The 20,527-nt window shown below is 62.1% G+C and carries 20 protein-coding genes and 1 pseudogene; 8 read left to right on the top strand and 13 right to left on the bottom strand.

Going from position 1 to position 20,527, the window contains the following annotated elements:
- Window positions 1-2 precede the first annotated feature (2 nt).
- The 6 genes from B5E41_RS10425 (at window position 3) to B5E41_RS10400 (ending at window position 3,023) form a co-directional block, all read left to right on the top strand.
- Window positions 3-707 (top strand): SDR family oxidoreductase, encoded by a 705-nt coding sequence (locus B5E41_RS10425; RefSeq protein WP_088393330.1) that lies wholly within the window; start codon window positions 3-5, stop codon window positions 705-707.
- Window positions 708-720: 13 nt separating this feature from the next.
- Window positions 721-1,296, top strand: a complete 576-nt coding sequence (locus tag B5E41_RS10420) for a pyridoxamine 5'-phosphate oxidase family protein (RefSeq protein WP_088393328.1) — start codon at window positions 721-723, stop codon at window positions 1,294-1,296.
- Between the two features lie 39 nt (window positions 1,297-1,335).
- Entirely contained in the window at window positions 1,336-1,515 is a 180-nt protein-coding gene (locus B5E41_RS10415; protein ID WP_088393326.1) for a hypothetical protein, read from the top strand.
- A gap of 243 nt (window positions 1,516-1,758) precedes the next feature.
- The gene (locus tag B5E41_RS10410; protein WP_088393324.1) at window positions 1,759-2,280 is read left to right on the top strand and encodes a DUF3299 domain-containing protein; all 522 of its coding nucleotides are present in this window, start codon (window positions 1,759-1,761) and stop codon (window positions 2,278-2,280) included.
- A gap of 75 nt (window positions 2,281-2,355) precedes the next feature.
- Window positions 2,356-2,616 carry an antitoxin gene (locus tag B5E41_RS10405; protein ID WP_088393322.1) on the top strand — a complete coding sequence of 87 codons (261 nt, stop codon included), beginning with the start codon at window positions 2,356-2,358 and terminating at the stop codon, window positions 2,614-2,616.
- Window positions 2,613-3,023 (top strand): type II toxin-antitoxin system VapC family toxin, encoded by a 411-nt coding sequence (locus B5E41_RS10400; protein WP_088393320.1) that lies wholly within the window; start codon window positions 2,613-2,615, stop codon window positions 3,021-3,023. The genes B5E41_RS10405 and B5E41_RS10400 overlap by 4 nt, the downstream gene beginning before the upstream one ends.
- Window positions 3,024-3,133: 110 nt before the next feature.
- Here the strand turns inward: B5E41_RS10400 and B5E41_RS10395 are convergent, their stop codons facing one another.
- Both B5E41_RS10395 and katG read right to left on the bottom strand, forming a co-directional pair.
- A complete protein-coding gene (locus B5E41_RS10395) occupies window positions 3,134-3,859 on the bottom strand; it encodes an SDR family oxidoreductase (protein WP_064812344.1) in 726 nt (241 codons plus the stop codon).
- A gap of 327 nt (window positions 3,860-4,186) precedes the next feature.
- Entirely contained in the window at window positions 4,187-6,376 is a 2,190-nt protein-coding gene (gene katG, locus B5E41_RS10390) for a catalase/peroxidase HPI (protein WP_176439371.1), read from the bottom strand.
- A 142-nt stretch (window positions 6,377-6,518) separates the two neighbouring features.
- On the opposite strand from katG, the gene B5E41_RS10385 reads away from it, so the two are divergent.
- On the top strand, window positions 6,519-7,433 hold the full coding sequence (locus tag B5E41_RS10385; protein WP_064812343.1) for a hydrogen peroxide-inducible genes activator: 915 nt from the start codon (window positions 6,519-6,521) through the stop codon (window positions 7,431-7,433).
- A gap of 46 nt (window positions 7,434-7,479) precedes the next feature.
- Here B5E41_RS10385 and panB read toward each other — a convergent pair whose 3' ends face one another.
- A complete protein-coding gene (gene panB / locus B5E41_RS10380) occupies window positions 7,480-8,301 on the bottom strand; it encodes a 3-methyl-2-oxobutanoate hydroxymethyltransferase (protein ID WP_064812342.1) in 822 nt (273 codons plus the stop codon).
- Window positions 8,298-9,233, bottom strand: coding sequence for a pantoate--beta-alanine ligase (panC, locus tag B5E41_RS10375; RefSeq protein WP_088393318.1), 936 nt, complete (start codon window positions 9,231-9,233; stop codon window positions 8,298-8,300). Before panC ends, panB begins: the two co-directional genes overlap by 4 nt.
- Window positions 9,234-9,466: 233 nt before the next feature.
- On the opposite strand from panC, the gene B5E41_RS10370 reads away from it, so the two are divergent.
- Entirely contained in the window at window positions 9,467-9,946 is a 480-nt protein-coding gene (locus B5E41_RS10370; RefSeq protein WP_088393316.1) for a ProQ/FINO family protein, read from the top strand.
- On the opposite strand, the gene repC is transcribed toward B5E41_RS10370, so the two are convergent.
- The 9 genes and pseudogenes from repC to B5E41_RS10325 all read right to left on the bottom strand — a co-directional run bounded on the left by repC (window position 9,939) and on the right by B5E41_RS10325 (window position 20,527).
- Window positions 9,939-11,240, bottom strand: coding sequence for a plasmid replication protein RepC (repC, locus tag B5E41_RS10365; RefSeq protein ID WP_088393314.1), 1,302 nt, complete (start codon window positions 11,238-11,240; stop codon window positions 9,939-9,941). The genes B5E41_RS10370 and repC overlap by 8 nt on opposite strands.
- A gap of 211 nt (window positions 11,241-11,451) precedes the next feature.
- Window positions 11,452-12,426 (bottom strand): plasmid partitioning protein RepB, encoded by a 975-nt coding sequence (gene repB / locus B5E41_RS10360; protein WP_088393312.1) that lies wholly within the window; start codon window positions 12,424-12,426, stop codon window positions 11,452-11,454.
- Window positions 12,427-12,496: 70 nt separating this feature from the next.
- Window positions 12,497-13,705, bottom strand: coding sequence for a plasmid partitioning protein RepA (repA, locus tag B5E41_RS10355; protein WP_064813145.1), 1,209 nt, complete (start codon window positions 13,703-13,705; stop codon window positions 12,497-12,499).
- 241 nt (window positions 13,706-13,946) lie between these two features.
- Window positions 13,947-15,008, bottom strand: coding sequence for an ABC transporter ATP-binding protein (locus B5E41_RS10350; RefSeq protein ID WP_088393310.1), 1,062 nt, complete (start codon window positions 15,006-15,008; stop codon window positions 13,947-13,949).
- Between the two features lie 22 nt (window positions 15,009-15,030).
- Window positions 15,031-15,875 (bottom strand): annotated as a pseudogene (locus tag B5E41_RS10345) (sugar phosphate isomerase/epimerase family protein).
- A 42-nt stretch (window positions 15,876-15,917) separates the two neighbouring features.
- Window positions 15,918-17,156 carry an ROK family transcriptional regulator gene (locus B5E41_RS10340; protein ID WP_088393308.1) on the bottom strand — a complete coding sequence of 413 codons (1,239 nt, stop codon included), beginning with the start codon at window positions 17,154-17,156 and terminating at the stop codon, window positions 15,918-15,920.
- Window positions 17,157-17,199: 43 nt separating this feature from the next.
- Window positions 17,200-18,042, bottom strand: coding sequence for a carbohydrate ABC transporter permease (locus B5E41_RS10335; protein WP_064807917.1), 843 nt, complete (start codon window positions 18,040-18,042; stop codon window positions 17,200-17,202).
- Window positions 18,039-18,968 (bottom strand): carbohydrate ABC transporter permease, encoded by a 930-nt coding sequence (locus tag B5E41_RS10330; RefSeq protein WP_064813139.1) that lies wholly within the window; start codon window positions 18,966-18,968, stop codon window positions 18,039-18,041. The genes B5E41_RS10335 and B5E41_RS10330 overlap by 4 nt, the downstream gene beginning before the upstream one ends.
- Window positions 18,969-19,228: 260 nt before the next feature.
- Window positions 19,229-20,527, bottom strand: coding sequence for an extracellular solute-binding protein (locus B5E41_RS10325; RefSeq protein ID WP_088393306.1), 1,299 nt, complete (start codon window positions 20,525-20,527; stop codon window positions 19,229-19,231).

The following is a 20,527-nucleotide window of genomic DNA, read 5'->3' as shown; positions in this document are numbered from 1 at the left end:
CAATGTCTGAAGTAAAAGTCGCTCTCATCACCGCCGGCGGGTCCGGCATGGGCGCTGCAGCCGCAAGGAAGCTTGCAGCCGACGGCTATCGCGTCGCCGTTCTCTCCTCCTCCGGCAAGGGAGAGGCGCTGGCCAACGAACTCGGCGGCGTCGGCGTCACCGGCTCGAACCAGTCGAACGACGATGTGAAGCGGCTCGTCAATCTGGCGATGGAGCGATGGGGGCGGATCGACGCGCTGGTCAATTCGGCCGGCCACGGCCCGCGTGCACCGATCCTCGAAATCTCCGACGAGGACTGGCACAAGGGCATGGAGGTCTATTTCCTCAGCGCCGTGCGGCCGACCCGACTTGTGACGCCGATCATGCAGGCCCAAGGCGGCGGCGCGATCGTCAACATTTCGACGGCATGGGCCTTCGAGCCTTCGCCGATGTTCCCGACCTCTGCGGTCGCCCGGGCGGGACTGGCGAGCTTCACCAAGATCTTCGCCGACAGCTATGCGGCCAAGAACATCCGCATGAACAACGTCCTACCCGGCTGGATCGACAGCCTGCCCGCGACCGACGAGCGGCGCGACAGCGTTCCGATGCGCCGTTACGGCACGAGCGAGGAAATCGCCGCCACCATCGCCTTTCTCCTGTCGGAGGGTGCGGGCTACATCACCGGCCAGAACATCCGCGTTGACGGCGGCATCGCCCGTTCCGTCTGAGCGAGGCCTGCCGGTGGATCTCCATGACATCAACGCCTCGGCATGGGCGGAACTCGAAACGGCTGCGGCAGGTCCGCAATCGGGTTTCCGTTATGTGAACCTGTGCTCGGTTGATGCCGAAAACAGGCCCCAGGCGCGCATGGTGGTATTGCAGGCGGCCGACAGAGCGACGCGCAGCCTTGAATTTCACACCGATACGCGAAGCCCGAAATGGCTGGAGCTTTCGGCAAATCCTCATGTCACCGTCGTCGGCTTCTGCCCACAGGCCCGGCTGCAGTTACGGCTTCAAGGCACGGTCGAACGCCATGGCCCCGGAAGCGAAGGCGCCGACGCGGCTTGGGAAAAGCTGCCCAACCGGACGCGGATGACCTATACCGGCGGGCCGCCGGGAGATGAATGCGCCTTCGAAACCGTGGGCGAATTGCCGGAGCCTCGCGGCGAAGTGGAGGGGAAGGCGCGCTTTGGCGTCCTGAGTTTTCGCGCCCGGGCGCTGGACTGGTTTCAATTGCGCCAGCAGAACAACCGAAGAGCTCTGTTCAGCTATGATGAAACCGGCGCCCTCACCCATCGGCGATGGGTCAATGCGTGAGCCAGACATGACGGTGCGAATCCACGTTAAGTGCATGACATGAAAGGCTGGCAACTTGTTCTCGGCAGCGAAAGGCTGTCGAAGCCGTTCGCAACCGTCGTCCAGCTCTTCAATCCCGATGCGATCGTCGTCGTCGGTTTTTTCTCGTGCAAAATATTGCAGCGGCTGGGCGCGGGTCGATCTCAGCGCCCCTCGACGTCGCCGGCCGGCGGTCGTTGACCAGGCCGACGCTCGCAGCGACGCGTCTCTTGAGTCCCGCCGGGCTTGCGGGGGGGCCTCGCTTCTGCCGATCGCCGCCGATCTGCTCGGTCAGCATTCGCCGACGGCCAATACGCATAGGAGCTCGGCTGATGGACGGGCGAGCGGGATCGGGAGTAGCATCCGTGCGGCAGTGGCAGGCGGTCCGCGACCGGCCCGGGGAGATGCGATGATGAAGCTGAGACTTTTTTCCTGACGTTTGCGATGCTGGCATTCGGTTTCGCATGGCCGGTTTCCGACACCTTCGCTGCAGCGCAGCCCATTTTCTGGAGCGCTTTGCGGCCGGCCGATCAGGCTAAGGCGACGGTGCCGCTGTCGGGCAAGGCGGTCAGCGGTCCGCAGGGCGAAACGCTGGCCTGGCATGACGAGGGCCAGCCGGTCGAATTGACGGGGTTCGTGCTGCCGGTCGACCAGGACGACGATCTCGTTTACGAATTCATGCTGGTCCCCTGGGCCGGAGCATGCAGCCATATGCCTTCCCCTCCGCCCAACCAGCTGGTGCGCGTCGTTCCGCAGGAGCCTCTGCATCTCGAAAGAATGTATGAAACAGTCACTGTGACGGCAACGCTGCGGCCCGGCCTGGACCAGGCCCAGTTCTTCATGATCGACGGTGTGCGCGTCCTTGCCTACGGCTACAGCATGAGCCACGCCGAGGTGGCGAAAGCGACGGAGACTGATGATCCCGATCTGCTGACGCTCTCGCCTTTCGGCATTCTGCCTCGTTAGTGGAACGGCTTCTTGCATGAGTGGCGTCAGCCGCGTATATACATACGTATATATACAAGCTGTGGAGCGTTCTCTATGCCGCAATATGCGCGCGTGTTTCAATCCGGCAATTCGCAGGCCGTCCGGCTGCCGAAGGAGTTTCGCTTCGACGTGGATCAGGTGGAAGTGACACGGGAAGGCGATGCGATCATTCTCCGGCCGCGGACCGATCATGGCGCGCGGTGGGCCTCGTTGCGCAGCGCCCTGGAGCGCGGCCTCAGCGACGATTTCATGGCACAAGGAAGAGAGCAACCCGAGGATCAGGAGAGGCCTGGTCTTCAGGACCTGTTCAAGTGATTACGCATCTGATCGACACCAATGCCGTGATTGCCTTGATCGGCCGCAAGTCCGACATGCTGCTCGCTCGACTGATGGAGAGCGACGAGGGATCGATCGGCCTCTCCACCGTCGTCATGCACGAACTCTATTACGGGGCCTACAAGAGCGCTAAAATTTCCTACAATCTCGAAACCCTGCGCCTGTTCATGGCGGATTTCCCAGCCGTCGGTTTCGAGCGCGAGGATGCGCGGGCAGCCGGGGAGATCCGCGCCGCATTGGCGGCCAAGGGAAAGCCGATCGGTCCCTACGATGTGCTGATCGCCGCGCAAGCCAGGAGCCGCGATCTGGTTCTCGTCACCAACAATGTCGGGGAATTCCAGCGCGTCGAAGGCTTGCGCGTCGAGGATTGGACGGTCGGGTGGTAGTCCAAGAGAGCTTCAGCCTATTCAGAATAAAGTGGATGAGCGTGCCACACGGCACATCAATACCACGTCCTCCCCCATGCGGAAGGAGGCCGCCCTGCCTTCCGCTCACATCAAATGTCGAAGGAGCTCGGCAGAATTACCATGTCGCGGATCGTCACGTTGCGCGGCCGGGTCAGCATGAAGAGCACGGCTTCGGCAACGTCTCGCGGTTCGATCAAGGCGCCTGCCTCCCTTGCTTTGCGCAGGTTCTCCTCCGGCCAGTCCTTCAGCAAGGCGCTGACGACCGGGCCTGGCGAGACGGACCCCACGCGGATGCCGTTCTTGAAGAGTTGCCGCCGCATAGTCTGGACGAAGCAGTGCATCGCCCACTTCGACGGGGAGTAGACCGGCTCCCATGGAACCGGGGCGTGGCCCGCGACCGAGCTGGTCACGATGATATCTCCCGTACCTCTTTCGATCATGTGGGGTATGACTGTGCGGACGTTCTTTATGACGACGTTCACATTCAGATTGAGCATGCGGTCGATCGCATCCAGACCGGCATCCGCCAGATCTCCGCCGATATAGGTGCCCGCATTCGCATGGAAGATGTCCAACTGGCCGGCTTTCGACAGAATGCCATCGAGCAGGCTTGCGCACTCCTCGGGATCAAGAAGGTCGAGCCGCAACGCGATCGCCTTCTCTCCTAGCCTGCCGCAGGCCTCGTTTAGAGCAGCTTCATCCCGATCGATCATCACGACCGAACCGCCTGCCGCGATGATCGCTTCCGTCGATGCCAGCCCGATTCCCGAGGCAGCTCCGGTGATGGCGGCGACCTTACCCTGCAAAGCGTCCATATCAACTCCTCCCGTGTGTCGATCATTTATCGCATGGGAGATCGGTGATGGCTAGGAGCGGGTAGTCCAAGAGTGCCTCACCCTCTGGTGCACCGTTGATGATCGCAAGACGCAAGCGTTGCGGCGTGTCCTTCGAGGATTCGGCCTTTGGGATGCGGGCCTCAAGGATGAGGGTTGGAGTTGCCGCGTCAGCTATTCACTGCCAAGGATGCGCTCGGGAGAGACCCGTACTGCGCTGGCGGCGAAGGGAACTGGGCACGCTTCCATCCGAAGGCACTCAAAAAAACCGGGCACGGCCGAACCGCGCCCGGGCTAAGATGGCTGCCCTTATCGGACGAGGTCGAAGCGGTCGGCGTTCATGACCTTGTTCCAGGCGGCGACGAAGTCCTTGACGAACTTCTGCTTGGCGTCGGCCTGGCCGTAGACTTCGGCGAAGGCGCGCAGCTGCGAGTGCGAGCCGAAGATCAGGTCGACGCGGGTGCCGGTCCATTTGGCGGCACCCGTTTTGCGGTCGCGGCCTTCGTAGACGCCGTCCTTGCCGGCGGCTGGAACCCACTGCGTCGCCATGTCGAGCAGGTTGACGAAGAAGTCGTTCGTCAGTGTCTCGGGGCGCGAGGTGAAGACGCCGTGCTCGGGGTTGCCTGCCTTCAGCACGCGCAGGCCGCCGACGAGGACCGTCATCTCAGGCCCGGTCAGCGTCAAGAGCTGGGCGCGGTCGACGAGCGCTTCTTCCGGCTTCATGAACTGCAGACGCTTGTCGTTCACATAGTTGCGGAAGCCGTCGATGCGCGGCTCGAGTGCGGCGAAGGAATGCGCGTCGGTCTGAGCGTCCGACGCATCCATGCGGCCGGGCGTGAAAGGCACGCTGATGGCGTTGCCGCCGGCCGCTGCCGCCTTCTCGACACCGGCCGCACCGGCGAGCACGATCAAGTCAGCAAGCGAGATCTTCTTACCGTCGGTCTGGGCGGCGTTGAAGTCCTTCTGCATGCCTTCGAGAACACCGAGCACCTTGGCGAGCTGGGCCGGCTGGTTGGCTTCCCAGTCCTTCTGCGGAGCAAGGCGGATGCGCGCGCCGTTGGCGCCGCCGCGCTTGTCGGAGCCGCGGAAGGTCGAGGCGGACGCCCAGGCGGTCGAGACCAGTTCCTGGACGCAAAGGCCTGTGGCGAGAACCTTCGCCTTGAGGTCGGCAATGTCCTTATCGTCGACGAGGGGATGGTCGACGGCCGGGATCACGTCCTGCCAGATCAAGTCTTCGGCCGGAACCTCCGGCCCGAGGTAGCGCACCTTCGGTCCCATGTCGCGGTGGGTCAGCTTGAACCAGGCGCGGGCGAAAGCGTCGGCGAACTCACCGGGATTTTCGAGGAACCGGCGCGAGATCTTCTCATAGATCGGGTCGAAACGCAGCGAGAGATCGGTGGTCAGCATGGTCGGCACATGCTTCTTCCCCGGCTCATAAGCATCCGGAATGGAGGCTTCGGCGTTCTTCGCCCGCCACTGATGCGCGCCGGCCGGGCTCTTCGTCAGCTCCCACTCGTGGGCGAAAAGGTTTTCGAAGAAATAGTTGCTCCACCTGGTTGGCGTCTGCGACCAGGTGACTTCGAGGCCGGCGGTGATCGCGTCCTTGCCGACGCCGGTGCCGAACGAGCTCTTCCAGCCAAGGCCTTGGTCCTCGATCGCGCCGCCTTCCGGCTCGGGGCCGATAAAGGACGGATCGCCCGCACCATGGGTCTTGCCGAAGGTGTGGCCGCCGGCGATCAACGCCACGGTTTCCTCGTCGTTCATTGCCATGCGCGCGAAGGTTTCACGGATGTCGCGCGCCGCAGCGACCGGGTCGGGATTGCCGTTCGGGCCTTCCGGGTTGACGTAGATGAGGCCCATCTGGACGGCGCCGAGCGGTTCTGACAGCTGACGTTCGCCGCTGTAGCGCTCATCGCCGAGCCAGGTGCCCTCGGGGCCCCAGTAGAGCTCTTCCGGCTCCCAGACGTCGGCGCGGCCGCCGGCGAAGCCGAAGGTCTTGAAGCCCATGGATTCGAGTGCGACGTTGCCGGTGAGGATCAGGAGGTCGGCCCAGGAGATGCGGTTGCCATATTTCTGCTTGATCGGCCACAGCAGGCGGCGAGCCTTGTCGAGGTTGGCGTTGTCAGGCCAGGAGTTGAGCGGCGCAAAACGCTGCTGGCCCTGGCCGGCGCCGCCGCGGCCGTCGGTGATGCGGTAGGTGCCGGCGCTGTGCCAGGCCATACGGATGAAGAGGCCGCCGTAATGGCCGAAGTCGGCCGGCCACCAGTCCTGCGAATCCGTCATCAGGGCATGCAGATCCTTCTTCAGCGCGTCGAGATCGAGCTTTTTGAACTCCTCGGCATAGTCGAAGTCCTTGCCCATCGGGTCGGCGCGGCCGGAATTGTGATGAAGAATCTGCACGTTCAGCTGGTTCGGCCACCAGTCACGGTTGGACCGGCCGCGCGGCGTATTGCCATGTGCCACCGGGCATTTGCCGGTGCTGTCAGTGGGGTTGTCCATGATCGTCTCCTTCATTGCTTGATCTGTCTGCGGTTCAAAAAGATGAGCCGAGCTGACGCCCCACTCTCCCTGGCGGTCTTCATATCGGAAGCGTTCAATAATTTTAAGTTGGATTTACTGATTGCCGCGATAAGCTGAAGTTATGAAGAATCTTACCCTGAAACAACTGCGTTATTTTGAAGCCTTGGCGCGGGATGGCCGCTTCCGCCGAGCCGCCGAGGCCTGCGCCATCTCCCAGCCGGCGCTCTCCATGCAGATCAAAGAACTTGAGCAAGAGTTGGGCAGCGAGCTCTTCGAGCGAAGCGCCCGGGAGGTCAAGCTTACCCCGTTCGGCCAGAGCTTTGCCCTAAGGGTCCGCGAAATCCTGCGCGCCGTCGATGAGCTTGGCGAATTCGCCCGCGCCTCGCGCGAATCCTTCCTCACGCGCTTGCGCATCGGCATCATTCCGACGATCGCGCCCTATCTGCTGCCGGCAATTATAAACGATCTCAACGAAACCTTCGCCGGAATTCAGATCGAGGTGCGCGAGACGCAGACAGGCAAGCTGGTTCATGAACTGACGCAGGGTCAGCTCGACATGGCGATCGTCGCGCTGCCGGTGTCGGAACCGTCGCTCACCGAACTCGAGCTTTTCAGGGAAGAATTCGTGCTGGTCAGGCGGCAGGAGGATGGAGACAAGCCGGTGCCAGAGCGCGAAGCTTTACGCGAAATGCGGCTGCTGCTGCTCGAAGAGGGCCACTGTTTTCGTGATCAGGCGCTGTCCTTCTGCAAGGTCGGCCCGGCCCGCCCGCGGGAAATCATGGAAGGCAGCTCGCTCTCCACCCTCGTCCAGATGGTCGGCGCCGGCATTGGCATCACACTGATTCCGGAAATGGCCGTTCCGGTCGAAACACGCTCGGCCCATGTCTCGATCTCCCGCTTCCCCTCGCCGCAGCCGTCGCGAACGGTCGGCATGGTCTGGCGCAATTCGACGCCGATGGCCAGGCAACTGCAGGAGGTCGCAGAGGCGGTGCGCCGCTCGGTGGAGACGATGCGCGCGCAGCATGCGGGTTGGTGACCGACGGCGGCCGCCAGCTTATTGCCAAGGACCCGTGGCCCTCGCCTCAGCTGCGGCGCTTGAACGTATGTTCGGCTGCCGGAAATTTGCGCGCGCGCACTTCCTCGGCGTAGGAGGCGGCGGCGTCCGCGACCCTCTTGCCGAGTTCGTCGTAGCGCTTGACGAAACGCGGCTTGAAATCGTTGAAGAGGCCGAGAATGTCGTCTGAGACGAGGATCTGACCGTCGCAGGCGGAAGAGGCGCCGATGCCGATTGTCGGTATGTGGATCGAGGCCGTTATCTCGCGGGCGAGCGGCTCCACCGTGCCCTCCACAACAACGGCGAACGCGCCGGAGCCACCGATCGCATGCGCGTCGCGGCGGATCTTCGAGGTCTCATGTTCGGAATGGCCGACGGAGCGATAGCCGCCGGCGGTATGGACGAGCTGCGGCATCAGGCCGATATGGCCGAGCACGGGAATGCCCCGCTTCGTCAGGAAGGCTATGGTTTCGGCCATCTCCTCGCCGCCTTCGAGCTTGACGGCGTCGCAGCCGGTTTCCTGCATGATGCGCACGGCGTTGCGGAAGGCTGTCTCCTTCGATTCCTGATAGCTGCCGAAGGGCATGTCGACGACGACGCAGGCATTGGCGACGCCGCGCATCACGGCCTTGCCATGGGCGATCATCATGTCGAGCGTCACGCCGATCGTGGTCTCCATGCCGTAGAGCACCATGCCGAGCGAATCCCCGACCAGCAGCAGGTCGCAATGCTCGTCGAGGAGGCGCGCCATCGGCGTCGTATAAGCAGTGAGGCAGACGATCGGCTTCCCGCCCTTCATGGCTGCGATCTGCGTCGGCGTCAGGCGCTTCTGAGACCCGGTGGCGCTCATTTCGTCACTCCCTTTCCCGGCTGGCCGCTCATTAGGCTGTCCCGGCTCATTCTACTGTTCGGGCTGCTGTTGCCTCCCACAACTCTGTTGCCTCCCACAACTCTGTTGTCGAGAAGCCGCGTCGTGCCGATCCGCACGAAGAGTGCCACGACGATGGGGTCTTCGAGCGAAGCGACAGGCGCCAGCGTTTCCGCATCCCTGACGGCGACGACTTCGGGTTTTGCCAGAGGTTCGCGACCGATGAAGGCGGTAAGCTTCGCCTCGAGTTCTTGCGCATCCGTGATGCCTTCGGCGATGAGCCGCTCGGCCTCGTCGAGCGCCTGCGGAACGATCACTGCCGCGCGCCGCTCATCGGGGCTGAGATAGACATTGCGCGACGACAAGGCCAGGCCGTCGCTGTCGCGCACAGTCGGCACAGAGATCACCCGCACCGGCACGGCGAGATCCTCCACCATGCGCTTGATGATGACGACCTGCTGGTAGTCCTTCTCCCCGAAATAGGCAGTCTGCGGCTGGACGATGTTGAAAAGCTTGGTGACGACGGTGGCGACGCCGGCAAAATGGCCGGGCCTGACCGCGCCTTCGAGTTCGCCGCCAAGATCGGGAACGTCGACCACCGTCTTCATCGGGCGGGGATACATATCCTCGACACCGGGCGCGAAGAGGAAATTCACGCCGGCCTGCTTGAGCATGTCGCCATCGCGTTGGAGATCGCGCGGATATTTGCCGAGGTCTTCGGCGGGGCCGAATTGCAGCGGATTGACGAAGATCGAGACGACGACGATGTCGTTCTCGGCCCGGGCGCGCGTGACGAGCTTCAGATGTCCGGCGTGGAGATAGCCCATGGTCGGAACGAGGCCGACGGTGCGCCCCTGCCGCTTCAGCGCATCCAGCGTGTGGCGCAGCTCTTCAATGTTCGAGAAAACCCGCATAAATCCTCCCCGCGGCCGGTCACTCATCTTGGGCGCGGATATGAAGTGTAATCGAAGCGGGAGGTCAATGCACTTCCGTGACAAAAAACGATTAGATGCCTGGAAGGCCGATAAACCCGACTCGGAAATCGTGCCCCGCATCCAGCTTGTCGCAGGGCTAGCAATGTGCGACCTGCGCCTCTATCTACCCTCTCCGTCAAGATACCATCACAGTCAGCCGTTATGGAGAATGCATGGACAAACCCTGGAAGATCAGCCGCGGCCCGATTGCGGCGACCGAGCTCGACGTGGAAAAGGCGAACGCGATCAACACGCTGTTGGTCCGGCCGATAGGCGTGCTTCCGGCCAAGCCCGGAGATCCGGTCCTTCCCTTCGCCGTCGGCTTGTTCAACGAGCTGCGCCCGCTTCTGAAGCCCGATGCCGGCGTGACGACGCTGAGGCGCGCGACCGCTGCCTATGTCCATTGCCGGCGCTATTATTTCGCCAGCGCCCAGCCCGATTCCATGCGTCATAGCATCGACGGCGAACCGGTCGAGCCGCTGTCGGAGGAAGACCGATTGGTCGCGCAGAAGCGTTTCCTGAGCCTCAAGCAGAACGCCGCGAAGGCCGAGGAACCCGAGCCGAAACCTGTCGTGGTTCCCGCTCCTGTGCTCAGCAAGAACGACCAGATCCGCGCCGCACTTCTGCGCGGCAGGAAGAACGCCGTCAGCTGAGCTTGGCGACAGATGGATCTTTTGCGCGCAGGATCGCCATCAGCATCGGGCCTAGCGCAAACTCACCTCGCTCGGCGCGCCGCGTGAGATCCCGGAGATAGCCGCCGGGGGAATGGATGCATCCTCCCCTCTGCAGGATGCAGGCCATGACGGTGGCGGTGTTTTCCGGTCCCATCACCGAGCACGCCTGCTCATAGGCCGAGGGGCTGACGCCGAGCATCCGGTGCACGACCACCGCCGCCGTCATCAGGTCCCGCCTACTGCCGATCGCGCCGCCCGGACCATAATCGGAAATGTCGGGGCAGGCCTGGAGAACCATGGTGAGCGGAAAGGATTTCGGTTTTTCGGCCCTCGGTCGGCCGGCAAAGCGCGGTCCCTCCCCGCCATTCGCTTGCGCTTGTAGCCTCTTATCGTCCGGCGTCGTTTTCGATCGATGACTTCGGTCGGCCTGCATCTCCGGCCTCGCCCCCTGCCCGGTTTCCAGGCCCGGTTCAAATTCAGATATGGATTCAGGGTTCGAATTCTGTATGTGGCGCTCAATCTGGGATTCACTGGCGCTCGGCATCTGCATTTTCTCATGCATTTCCAAAAGGTTGACGATATTTTCACGTGTTGCCTCCAGTTCTTCGAGGATCGGCGCGAGGTTTTCGAGATTTGCAGCCTTCGGAATGCGCTGCAGGATCGCCTGGAACATCGATGACAAGCATGCCCAATCGCCTGGAACCGCTTCCTCGACGGCTGCCGAAATCAGCTTGGCGATGTCGCGCCGGCAGATCGTCAGTCGCTCCTTCAGACCGCGCAGCATCTGCCGGTCGGCGGCGATCCGCGCCGCCATCGTCTCGATTTCGCCGGCGCGGGCAAGAAGCGGTGCGAGGCTGAAGCCGTAGGCCTCGTCGATCCCGCCTTCCCTGCCGCGGCGTACATAACGCTTGCCGTTCGGGCTGTCCTTGCGGGAGATGAGGCCGGCTTCAACCAGCACGGCAAGATGCCGGCGCAAGGTCGCGGCGGCCATGCCGCGGGCTCTGAGCGAAAGCTGCGCGTTCGAGGGAAAGACTACCAGTCCTTTTTCGTTGGAGAGTTCGTCCTCGGGATAAAATGTCAGCAGCGCATCGAGCACCGTCAGTGCCCGATCGGTCACGTCGAGCCCTGCCCGCGCCTCGCAGACCGATCGGAACAGTTTCCATTTGTTGCGCGTCGTTCCGGCCGCGATCGCCTCGCCTCGCCGCTGTTTCAGCAGCATGGCAAGCGTCATCGGCCGCCGCCCGAAGGGCGTCGTCACATAATCAATCTCCATTTCCTTCACCTCGCATCAGGCAAAAGAAATCCGCTCACCGAAACGATGCGAGGGTTGAGAGTGCTACAACGTCATTGTGCGTCTGAAAAAGACGCTGGACGCTCCAGGACTCTTGACTGGGATTCGTGAAAATGCGATTCTCTGTCTTGCTTAAGGATGTGAGAAGGGCTTCCACGACTCGTTCGTTTGGGGGCCTTTTTCTTCTGCGGTTTCAGTCTCCTTGTTTGCCCTCCTCGGCGAGGAATTGCTCATAGAGCGCATCCAGCCTGCCGGAGAGAAATTCTCCGAAGCGACCGGCATTTCTAGCCTTCATCGAGAGCGAGAACGCCTTGCCGTCATTCTTCATTTCAGCCTGCACCGCCTTATCAAGCGGCTGCCATGTCACCTTCCTCGCGGCGACGGTTTTCTTGACCGGCCGGGCGCTTTTGTTCAGCGCCGCATAGAGCGCCTCGAAACGTTTGTCGGAAGATATCTGATGAAAGTCGTCGTCTTGCAGGACCTTGGCGATACTTGCCGCATTCGCTGCCTTGCCGGCGAGCAGTGACAGCTCCACCCAGCGCTCGCGGCCGACGCCGGGCGCCGGCCCGATCGCCTGGACAAGCTCCGGCGAGATACGATTCATGACCGACAGCATCTTCGAGACTGAAGCCGCATTGGCGGCAAGTGCTGTCGAGACGACCTCCCTGTCGTAGCCGAGCTCTACGAGCCGCCTGGCGAACAGCGCCCGCTCGATGAAGGTGAGGTCGGCGCGCGCCGAATTCTCCTGGCCCTGGGCGATCACATGGGTCCGGTCGTCGATCGCCTTGACGACGGCGCGGACATTGCGGCCGAGCTCGCGGGCGGCGCGCAGCCGCCGGTGGCCGAAGACCACCTGATAACGTCCGTCGATCCTGGCGTGGGGACGCACCAGGATGGGCGTATCCTGTCCGCGCGCGCGGATCGCTTCGACGAGCGCTTGGAAGTCCTCGTCATCCTCGGACAGGCGGTCCTTGACGAAGGAGGCCTCGACGAGATCGGGGTCGAGATCGACCACCGCCTCGCCCTCCAGGAATTTTTCCGCCTGCTTGGCAAGCTCATCCAGCGAGCGGACGAGCGACCGGCCTGCCCCGCGCATCGGATAGTTCGGCGCGCCTGCGTTTTCATCAGGCATATCGGCCAGCCCTTCCAGCAGATTCTTTCGTGCCATCAGCTTCCTCCGATTGCGGTCATTGCATTGATTCAGTTCAACGAAACGGTGAATTTGTCAGCCGACAAATTTACCGCCCCCATGTCTGGTGAATGAGGCCGGCGATCTCCGTGTTGACGGCGTCCATCGCCTCCAGCGCGCGATCATAGGTTCCCCGGTTCATCGAGGCGCGTTCGACCTCATAGAGCGTCTGTTTGGTGATGCCGGCGTCCGAGATCGCGGTGGATTTGACCATCTGGTTCTTCAGCATGAATTCGTGGAACATCGTCGACATGAAGCCGACCATCTGGGCCTGCGGCACATCGGTCGGCTCGTAGCGCGTGATGAGATAGCGATACCAGGAGAGGTTCACTTCGGCGCCGGCGGCGCGGATCGGCTTCAGGATACCGCCAAGCATCAGAAGGAACTGGCCCATCGACATGACGTCGAGCATTTGCGGATGGATGGTGATCAAAACGCTGGTCGCGGCTGTCAGCGCCGTAAGCGTAAGGTAGCCGAGCTGCGGCGGGCAATCGATAACGACGACGTCATAGCGGTCGTCGACTTCGGCGAGTGCGCGGGAGATGCGGGTAAAGAAGGTCTTGCCGTCATTGCTGGATTTGTCGGCCATTGCGAGCGGCGTATCGTACTCATATTCCTGCAGGTCGAGATTGGCCGGCACGATATCGAGGCCGGGAAAATTGGTCTTGTGGATGATCTCGGATAGTGGCTTCTTCTCGCCGTCATAGCGGATCGCTTCATAGAGCGAGGAGGCCTGGTCGAACTCCGGCTGGAAGCCGTGCAGGGAGGAGAGCGATGCCTGCGGATCGAGATCGATGGCAAGGACGCGATGGCCGGTCAGTGCCAGATGCTGGGCGAGATGGGCTGATGTCGTCGTCTTGCCCGAGCCGCCCTTGAAGTTGACGACGGCGATGACTTGCAACTTCTCATGGCCGCGGCGATGGGGCACATACATGCGGCTCTCGGAGCGGCCATGCGCATCGAGATAACGCCTCAGCTCCAGCATCTGCTCAGCGCTGTAGGAGCGCCGCCCGGAGGGCGAGGTCTGCGGGCAGGGGCCTTTGCCTTCCAGATGCAGCTTCTTCAGCGTGCTCTGCGAGGCTCCGACATAATTGGCGACCTCGGCGAGAGAGAAGCTGCGCAGCGTCTTCTTTGCGTTCGGCGGAAAGCGCTGCACGCTCAAGAGATGCAGCTTCTTCGAAATCACGTCGCCGTGCTCGAGGATCTGATCCTCGAAATACAACGGCGCGGCCTTCAAGGCATTCGAATTAGCGTTCATCGGCAGCAATCTCTTGGATAACGATTTTCGGGATCAAAAGCACCTGTAACCGTTATTATCCGCGATTCTCCGATACCGGCCAAGAAATTTAAGGTTAACGAATATTAACCTTTTCGGTGCTCGTTCAAGCACTTGGTTGCCGGCGGGTTGATGCGTGGCCGGGCCGGGAGATTCGGGCCGGGGGCGCGGCGAACGCGCCCCCGGCGGCACCCGGCCGAAGGGGAGGGGTCATTCGGCGGGCTTAACTCAGTGGCGCTTCGCCTGTCGTGATGCGCTGTTCGTCTTCGCCGAACAGGTGAACGGTGTCGTGACCAGGGGCGATCCTCAACACGTCGCCTGGGGCGGCCCTGATCCGCTCGCGGAAGACGCAGGTCAGCGTCTGCCCTCCGAGCCGAACAAGGACGAGTGTTTCCGAGCCGGTCGGCTCGACGACGACAGTCGTCACTTCAATGCCGTTGGGGTCGAGCATGATATGTTCGGGGCGAATGCCGTAGGTCACCGCATCGCCCGGCCGGCGTTCGCTCGGCAGTAGCAGGCCGTCCACGGTCCTGAACCCGTCTTCGCTCATGCTGCCCTTGATGAAATTCATCGCCGGCGAGCCGATGAAACCGGCGACGAACAGATTGTTCGGGCGGTCGTAGAGTTCGAGCGGCGACCCCGATTGCTCGATCAGCCCGTCCTTCATGACGACGATCTTGTCGGCCATGGTCATGGCCTCGATCTGGTCGTGGGTGACGTAGATCGTCGTCGTCTGCAGCCGCTGGTGCAGTTCCTTGATTTCCGAGCGCATCTGCACCCGCAGCTTGGCGTCGAGGTTCGACAGGGGCTCGTCGAACAGGAAGACGGCCGGATCGCGCACGATCGCCCGGCCCATGGCGACGCGCTGCCGCTGGCCGCCGGAAAGCTGTTTCGGATAACGCTCCAGCAGGTTTTCCAGCCCGAGGATTTTTGCAGCATTGCCGACGCGCTGATCGATCTCCCATCTTGGCATGCGCTTCATCCGCAGCGAAAAACCCATGTTCTTGGCCACCGTCATATGCGGATAGAGCGCGTAGTTCTGGAACACCATGGCGATGTCGCGATCCTTGGGCGCAAGCTCGTTGACGATGTGCTTGCCGATCTGGATTTTCCCCGAGGTGATGCCCTCCAGGCCGGCGATCATTCTAAGCAGCGTCGATTTTCCGCAGCCGGAGGGGCCGACCAGGACGACGAATTCGCCGTCGCCGATATCGACCGACACGCCTTTGATGGCTTTGAACGCGCCGTAATCCTTGCGCGCATTGCTGACCGACACATGGGCCATGAAACTCCTCCCGAATTCGCCGTCAAAGTCCGTTCAAGACACTTTTGAGATAATCGAGGCCGAGGCGCTCGCCTTGCCGGCGCGCGGCCAAGTCCTTGCCCGGCCAGCCATAGGCGGCATCCTCGTGCTCCATCGACAGCGTGCCGTCAAAACCGTAGCCCCGGGCCTGCCTGAGGAAACGCGGCCAGTCGAGCAGGCCGAGCCCCGGCAGCTTGTATTGCCACCAGCCCTTGGCGTGATAGCCCATCGCCTGCAGGGCCTCTTTATCGATCGCCGTATCCTTGGCGTGCAGAATGGCGATGCGATCCTTGACCGCCTCCAGCGCCCGATAAGGATCGATGCCGATGCGGATGAGGTGCGAGGGATCGAATTCGAGGCCGAAGCGGCGGTCCTTGATCCGGCGAAAAATCTCCTAGGCGTCGTCCCGATGAAATTGTCGTTCGGCCCCGGCCAGTTCTCGATGGCGAAGGTGAGGCCGCTGTCTCTCGTCTCTGCGATCAGCCCGTTCGCGAAGTCGGCAAAGTTGTCGTAGTTGCCTTCCTCGTTCGCCGTATCGTCGCGGCCGGGAAAGATCACGAAGATCGGAACGCCGGCGCCGCCGATCGCTTCGGCAAATTCTGAGGTCCTTGCCCGGAGCTCGCGGCGCTTGTCGCGACCAGCATCGAGCTGATTGCCAAAAAAAGTGATCGAGGAGACGAAAAGGCCGCGGCTTCTTGCCAACGAGACGGCGTCGGCCACCCGGTCGGGTGTCCTGATATGGCCGCCGACATCGATCTCAATCGCTTCGAACCCCGCCGATGCGGCGAAATCCACCACTTCCTCCAGCGGACGGTCATTGAAAGTCGAGGTATAGAAGCCGATCTTCACCATATCCTCCGATCTTCATCAATCCGGGGCCCTGCGGCCGTTTCAATTGTTCAGGCGATCCATGAATTTCAGCGGCGAGCGCGTGCGCTGCGCCACATCTGCCGATGCGAGCATGAGGGCTGCCGCCATCGGCATCGCCGCCGCACCCATGGCCGAGGCGTCCTCGCCGATCGAGGCGCGATGCAGCGAGGGCAGGTTCGTATCCTCGGGGTCGAGATGTTCGTGCACATAACGCAGCAGTTCATCGACGATGCGGATCGGCAGCCGGCCGCCGACGAGCACGGCGTCGGGATCGACGATCATGGCGATATGTTTGACGGCGACGGCGAGATGCGCGCTCATTTCCTTCAGCCACTGCGAAACGAGGCGCTTGCCGCGCGCATCGAGCATCAGCAAATCCTGGGGCACGCTCACCTTGATCCCATGCCGGGCGAGGAATTCATAGAGGAAGAACAGCGAAAAGATCTCACCGAGAAGCTGAACCTTCTGTGCCTCGCCGTCGCGGCCGTCGGCAATCGGAAGCCAGCCGATCTCGCCGCTGAGGCCCATGGCGCCGCGATGGCCGTTGCCGTCGAGAACGAGGCCGCCGCCCGGGCAGGCATTGACGGCGATATAGAAGAAGCTGCTGCTTTCCGCGCCGAGGCCGTAGTTGAGCTCGGCAAGGGCGGCGGCATTGGCCTCATTCTCGGTGAAGACGGGATGCGGCGTCAGGTTCTCCAGTGCGGCGCGCACGTCGAAATCAGTCCATTCCTGATAGGCATCGGGCTTGCCGAGTAGCGAGATTTCGCCGAGCCAATCCGGCATGGCGAGACCGATGCCGGCAAGGCGCGCATCGTCGATCAGCCGGCTGCGCTGGAAATGCGAGATCGCATCTGATGTCAGCTGCATGAATTCCGACGGCAAGATGAAACGCTTTTCGTGATGCACCCGGGCGCGCACATTGCCGACGGCGTCGACGGCCAGAATCGTTAGATGGTCGCGGTCGATATTGATGCCGATCGCGTAATAAGCATCCGGATTGATCTCGAGCTCGATCGCCGGCTGGCCCCGCAGCCCATGCCGACGGCGGGCTTCCATGATCAGGCCCTCGTCGAGCAGGCGGTCGACGATGCGGGCGATCGCCGGTTTGGTAAAGCCGGTCTGCCTGGCGATTTCGGCGCGCGAAATCGGCGCCTCGCGGTGGATGCAGCGCAGCACGACGGCCCTGTTGTGCTCCCCCGCATCTTCGACATTGGCGCCCGTCAGATCGGGGGAGTGTCTGGCACCGAGCGTCTGGTTCATGCGTTCAATCCTTCCTCGCGCGTGAAGTGTGAAGCAGATCTCTTCATCCCTTCACCGCGCCGCTGGTCATCGCACCGAGAATCAGCCGCTGGAGCGACAGGAAGGCCACGATCGCCGGAACGACCGCAATCAGGCAGGCGGCGGCAAGCAGCTGGATGGACGAGTCGGTCTGCATGCCCCGGAAGTTAAAGATTCCGACGCCGATCGGCATCAGGTCATTTTTGGTGAGCAGCAGGAAAGGCACCAGGAATTGCGACCAGCCGGCAATGACGGTGATGATGAAGACAGAGGCGATGCCCGGCGCCGACAGGGGCAGGATGATGCGCCAGAAGACCGAGAAGCGGTTGCAGCCGTCGATCATGGCGGCCTCGTCGAGGCTGCGCGGAATGCCGTCGACGGTGCTCTTCAACAGCCAGGTCGCCAAGGGAACGCCGAGCGCGATATAGACCATGACGACGGCGAAATGCGTGTCCAGCAGGCCGAGGCGGTTCATATAGCGATAGAGCGGCACCATGATGACGAGCGGCGAAATCATCTGGAAAAGCAGCAGCCCCATCATCGACAGGCCCTTGCCGCGGAACTGGAAGCGGGAGAACGCGTAAGCGGCGGGCAAGGCAACGATCAGCACGCCGAGCCCGCTCAGCGCCGCAAGCTTCAGGCCGTTCCAGAGATAGATCGGAAAATAGCTGTTGTTGAGAACGGTGATGAAATTCTGGATGGTGGGGTTGTCGGGAATGTAGCGCGCCGCGCCGCGATAGACCTCGCGCTTGTCACGTAGCGCCATCGAAAGGAGATAGGTGAGGGGGCCGGCGAAGAAGACGAACATCACCAGCATGAAGAAATAGCTCATGGCGTCGCCGAGCCGGGTTCCGGTGCGTCCGCTCATTGCTCTTCCTCCTTCGGCAGGAAAGAGGCGTAGACGAAGGCGAGCCCGAGGCTGATGATCAGCATCAGCACGGAGAGCACGCTGCCGCCGGAGAGATCGTAATTTCGGAAGACGATATTGAAAACGTAGAGCGAGATCACCTCGGTCGCGCGCCCGGGTCCGCCGCCCGTCAGTGTGATGATCGCATCGAAGGTGTTGACCGTCTGGATGGTGATCAGGATCATGTTGACGAGGATGGCGGCGCGCAGCTGCGGCAACGTGACGAAGAAGAACTGCTGCGATGCGTTGGCGCCGTCGACCTCGGCTGCCTCGTAGAGCGAGGGATCAATCGATTTCAGCGCCGCATACATGACGACCATGGAAAAGGCGGTGCCGCGCCAGATGTTCGAGATCAGCGTCGACCACGGCGCCATTGCCGGGTCCGAGAGCCAGGCGACGGTCGGCATGTGCATAAGCCTCAGAATACTGTTCAGCGCGCCGTAAGGCGCTTCGGAAAAAAGCATTTGCCAGATGATGCCGCCGGCAATGCCCGGCACGACCCAGGCGACCAGCGCCGTGGTCCTCAGGATCGTGGTTCCGAACAACCCGCGCTTTTCGCCGCGGATGACGGTGACCGCGACCGCAAGGCCCAGGATCTGCTGGCCGATGACGCTGCCGCCGACGAAGATCAGCGTCGCCCAGAGAATGTCGGGCAGCTGCGGCGAGCTCAGCGCATTGGCGATCGAGCCAAACGTATATTGCTGGTTTTCGCCGATCAGCGTCGCATTGGTGAAGGAAAGTCGAAAAACATCGATGACGGGATAAAGGTAGAATATGCCGATGACGATGATCACGGGCATGATCCAGGGCAGGGGCGCACCGGCGAACCGGCGCATGAACGTTCTGCTTTGAGGCGGGCTGTCAGCCTCCATGGCAATAGGGCTCATTGGCTTCTCTGTCCGGGTTTGGCACTGTCGACGGCGCCTGCTGACAGGCGCCGTCATGCTCAGATGCTGCCCCTCACCCTAACCCTCTCCCCGTAAAAACGGGGAGAGGGGACGTGCCCTGCGAGGCGCTGGTGAGGGACGGAGAGATCGCGGCCTGTCCCTTCGCCCCGCAAGCGGGAGTCCGAAGGACGGGTCGAGATGAGTGGCTCGACCCCGGCGGCAGCCAGGGGCAGGCCGCAATTCCTAACTCAGCCGTGGCATCACAGACGCTTATAAGCCTCCATCGCCGCGCTGAATGCGGCATCCAGGGCTTCTTCCGGTTTCTTCGTTCCCGAGAGCACGTCGCCCATCATGATCTGGATCTGGTTTGAGATCTCGGGATAGATCGGCACGCCAGGGCGCGCCTGGCCGTTGACGAGCGCATTGGAGAAGGTCTTGTTGGCTTCCGTCGAGAAGACCTCGTATTTGTCGAAGAGCGACTTGCGGGTCGGCAGCTGCTGCTGCAGCGCGTTTGCCGGGCCCATGTAGACCTCGCGCGCCAGATTGGCGCACATTTCGATCTTCTCCTTGTCCTTGCTGAAGGAAGCGATCGTCCAGCCGCCAGTGCCGGTCGAGCGTTCCTTGGCCGTGGGGCCAGGGATCGGCGAGAAGGTCCAGTTCTTGAATTCCTCTTCGTCGAGCGTTGACTTCAGCTGCGCATATTGCCAGTTGCCGCCAATGAAGAGCGCCGTCGTGCCCGCAGCGGCGGCCGCGTTCATATCGTCATAATTGGCGATGGTAGTGACGCGCTTGGGGGCCGCGCCGGAATCGACGAGATCCTTGAAGTAGTTCAGCGCCTTCAGGAATTTCTCCTTGTTCTCGCCTTCGCCGAAGATGGGTTTGCCAGAATCGTCGACGAGCTTGCCGCCGAGCGCCCAATAGTTGGCGAGCCAGTCGAAGGTCGTGCCTTCCCAGCGCCCGCCGTTGAAGAGCACGCCTTCCATGCCTTCCTTGGTGGAGGCCAGCGCCGCCTTCTTCAGGTCGTCCCAGGTCTCAGGCGCATCGGCAACAATCGACTTGTTGCGGTAGAGCACGCGAAGGTCCGTATCCCACCACCAGGCGCGCACCGTCTGGTCCTTGTCGGTGATGCCGGCGCGGATGAAGGGGAAAAGGTCGGCGACTTCTTCCTTGGAGAAGTAGGGCGTAAAATCCGCCAGCACGTGATTGACCATGAACTGTGACAGCACGAAGGAGTCGACGGCGGCGCAGTCCGGCGCATTGCCGGCCTTGGCCTGCTCCAGCATCTTGGCCTGCTCGGTGCCGATGTCGGAGGACATGAATTGCATCTGCAATTTCCAGTCCGGATGCTTCTTGATGAAATCGACGAACAGCTTCTGGTAGCCCTCGGCGATGGCGGGATCGGAGTTGTTCGGGCTGTCGTTCGTCAGGCGGACGACGAGGGTCTTCGGCGCATCGGCGGTGCCGATCCGGTCTTTGGTGGCAAGTTCCTGGGCAAAAATCGCGAATGCTGAAAATAAGACAGTGCTCAGCGCCAATGCGCTGACGGTTGCGCTCTTCAT

This window comes from Rhizobium esperanzae, assembly GCF_002204185.1.
Lineage (GTDB): Bacteria > Pseudomonadota > Alphaproteobacteria > Rhizobiales > Rhizobiaceae > Rhizobium > Rhizobium esperanzae.
The sequence above is the reverse complement of the archived record's forward strand: the minus strand, read 5'-3'. Positions and strand labels throughout refer to the sequence as shown.

Excerpts from the sequence above, each read along its gene's own strand:
- B5E41_RS10405 (WP_088393322.1), top strand. The coding sequence starts at position 2,356 with ATGCCGCAATATGCGCGCGTGTTTCAATCCGGCAATTCGCAGGCCGTC.
- B5E41_RS10335 (WP_064807917.1), bottom strand. The coding sequence starts at position 18,042 with ATGAGCGGACGCACCGGAACCCGGCTCGGCGACGCCATGAGCTATTTC.
- B5E41_RS10425 (WP_088393330.1), top strand. The coding sequence starts at position 3 with ATGTCTGAAGTAAAAGTCGCTCTCATCACCGCCGGCGGGTCCGGCATG.
- katG (WP_176439371.1), bottom strand. The coding sequence starts at position 6,376 with ATGGACAACCCCACTGACAGCACCGGCAAATGCCCGGTGGCACATGGC.
- B5E41_RS10330 (WP_064813139.1), bottom strand. The coding sequence starts at position 18,968 with ATGAGCCCTATTGCCATGGAGGCTGACAGCCCGCCTCAAAGCAGAACG.
- B5E41_RS10395 (WP_064812344.1), bottom strand. The coding sequence starts at position 3,859 with ATGGACGCTTTGCAGGGTAAGGTCGCCGCCATCACCGGAGCTGCCTCG.
- B5E41_RS10385 (WP_064812343.1), top strand. The coding sequence starts at position 6,519 with ATGAAGAATCTTACCCTGAAACAACTGCGTTATTTTGAAGCCTTGGCG.
- panB (WP_064812342.1), bottom strand. The coding sequence starts at position 8,301 with ATGAGCGCCACCGGGTCTCAGAAGCGCCTGACGCCGACGCAGATCGCA.
- B5E41_RS10340 (WP_088393308.1), bottom strand. The coding sequence starts at position 17,156 with ATGAACCAGACGCTCGGTGCCAGACACTCCCCCGATCTGACGGGCGCC.
- repB (WP_088393312.1), bottom strand. The coding sequence starts at position 12,426 with ATGGCACGAAAGAATCTGCTGGAAGGGCTGGCCGATATGCCTGATGAA.
- B5E41_RS10415 (WP_088393326.1), top strand. The coding sequence starts at position 1,336 with ATGAAAGGCTGGCAACTTGTTCTCGGCAGCGAAAGGCTGTCGAAGCCG.
- panC (WP_088393318.1), bottom strand. The coding sequence starts at position 9,233 with ATGCGGGTTTTCTCGAACATTGAAGAGCTGCGCCACACGCTGGATGCG.
- B5E41_RS10370 (WP_088393316.1), top strand. The coding sequence starts at position 9,467 with ATGGACAAACCCTGGAAGATCAGCCGCGGCCCGATTGCGGCGACCGAG.
- repA (WP_064813145.1), bottom strand. The coding sequence starts at position 13,705 with ATGAACGCTAATTCGAATGCCTTGAAGGCCGCGCCGTTGTATTTCGAG.
- B5E41_RS10410 (WP_088393324.1), top strand. The coding sequence starts at position 1,759 with ATGCTGGCATTCGGTTTCGCATGGCCGGTTTCCGACACCTTCGCTGCA.
- B5E41_RS10325 (WP_088393306.1), bottom strand. The coding sequence starts at position 20,527 with ATGAAGAGCGCAACCGTCAGCGCATTGGCGCTGAGCACTGTCTTATTT.
- B5E41_RS10350 (WP_088393310.1), bottom strand. The coding sequence starts at position 15,008 with ATGGCCCATGTGTCGGTCAGCAATGCGCGCAAGGATTACGGCGCGTTC.
- repC (WP_088393314.1), bottom strand. The coding sequence starts at position 11,240 with ATGGAGATTGATTATGTGACGACGCCCTTCGGGCGGCGGCCGATGACG.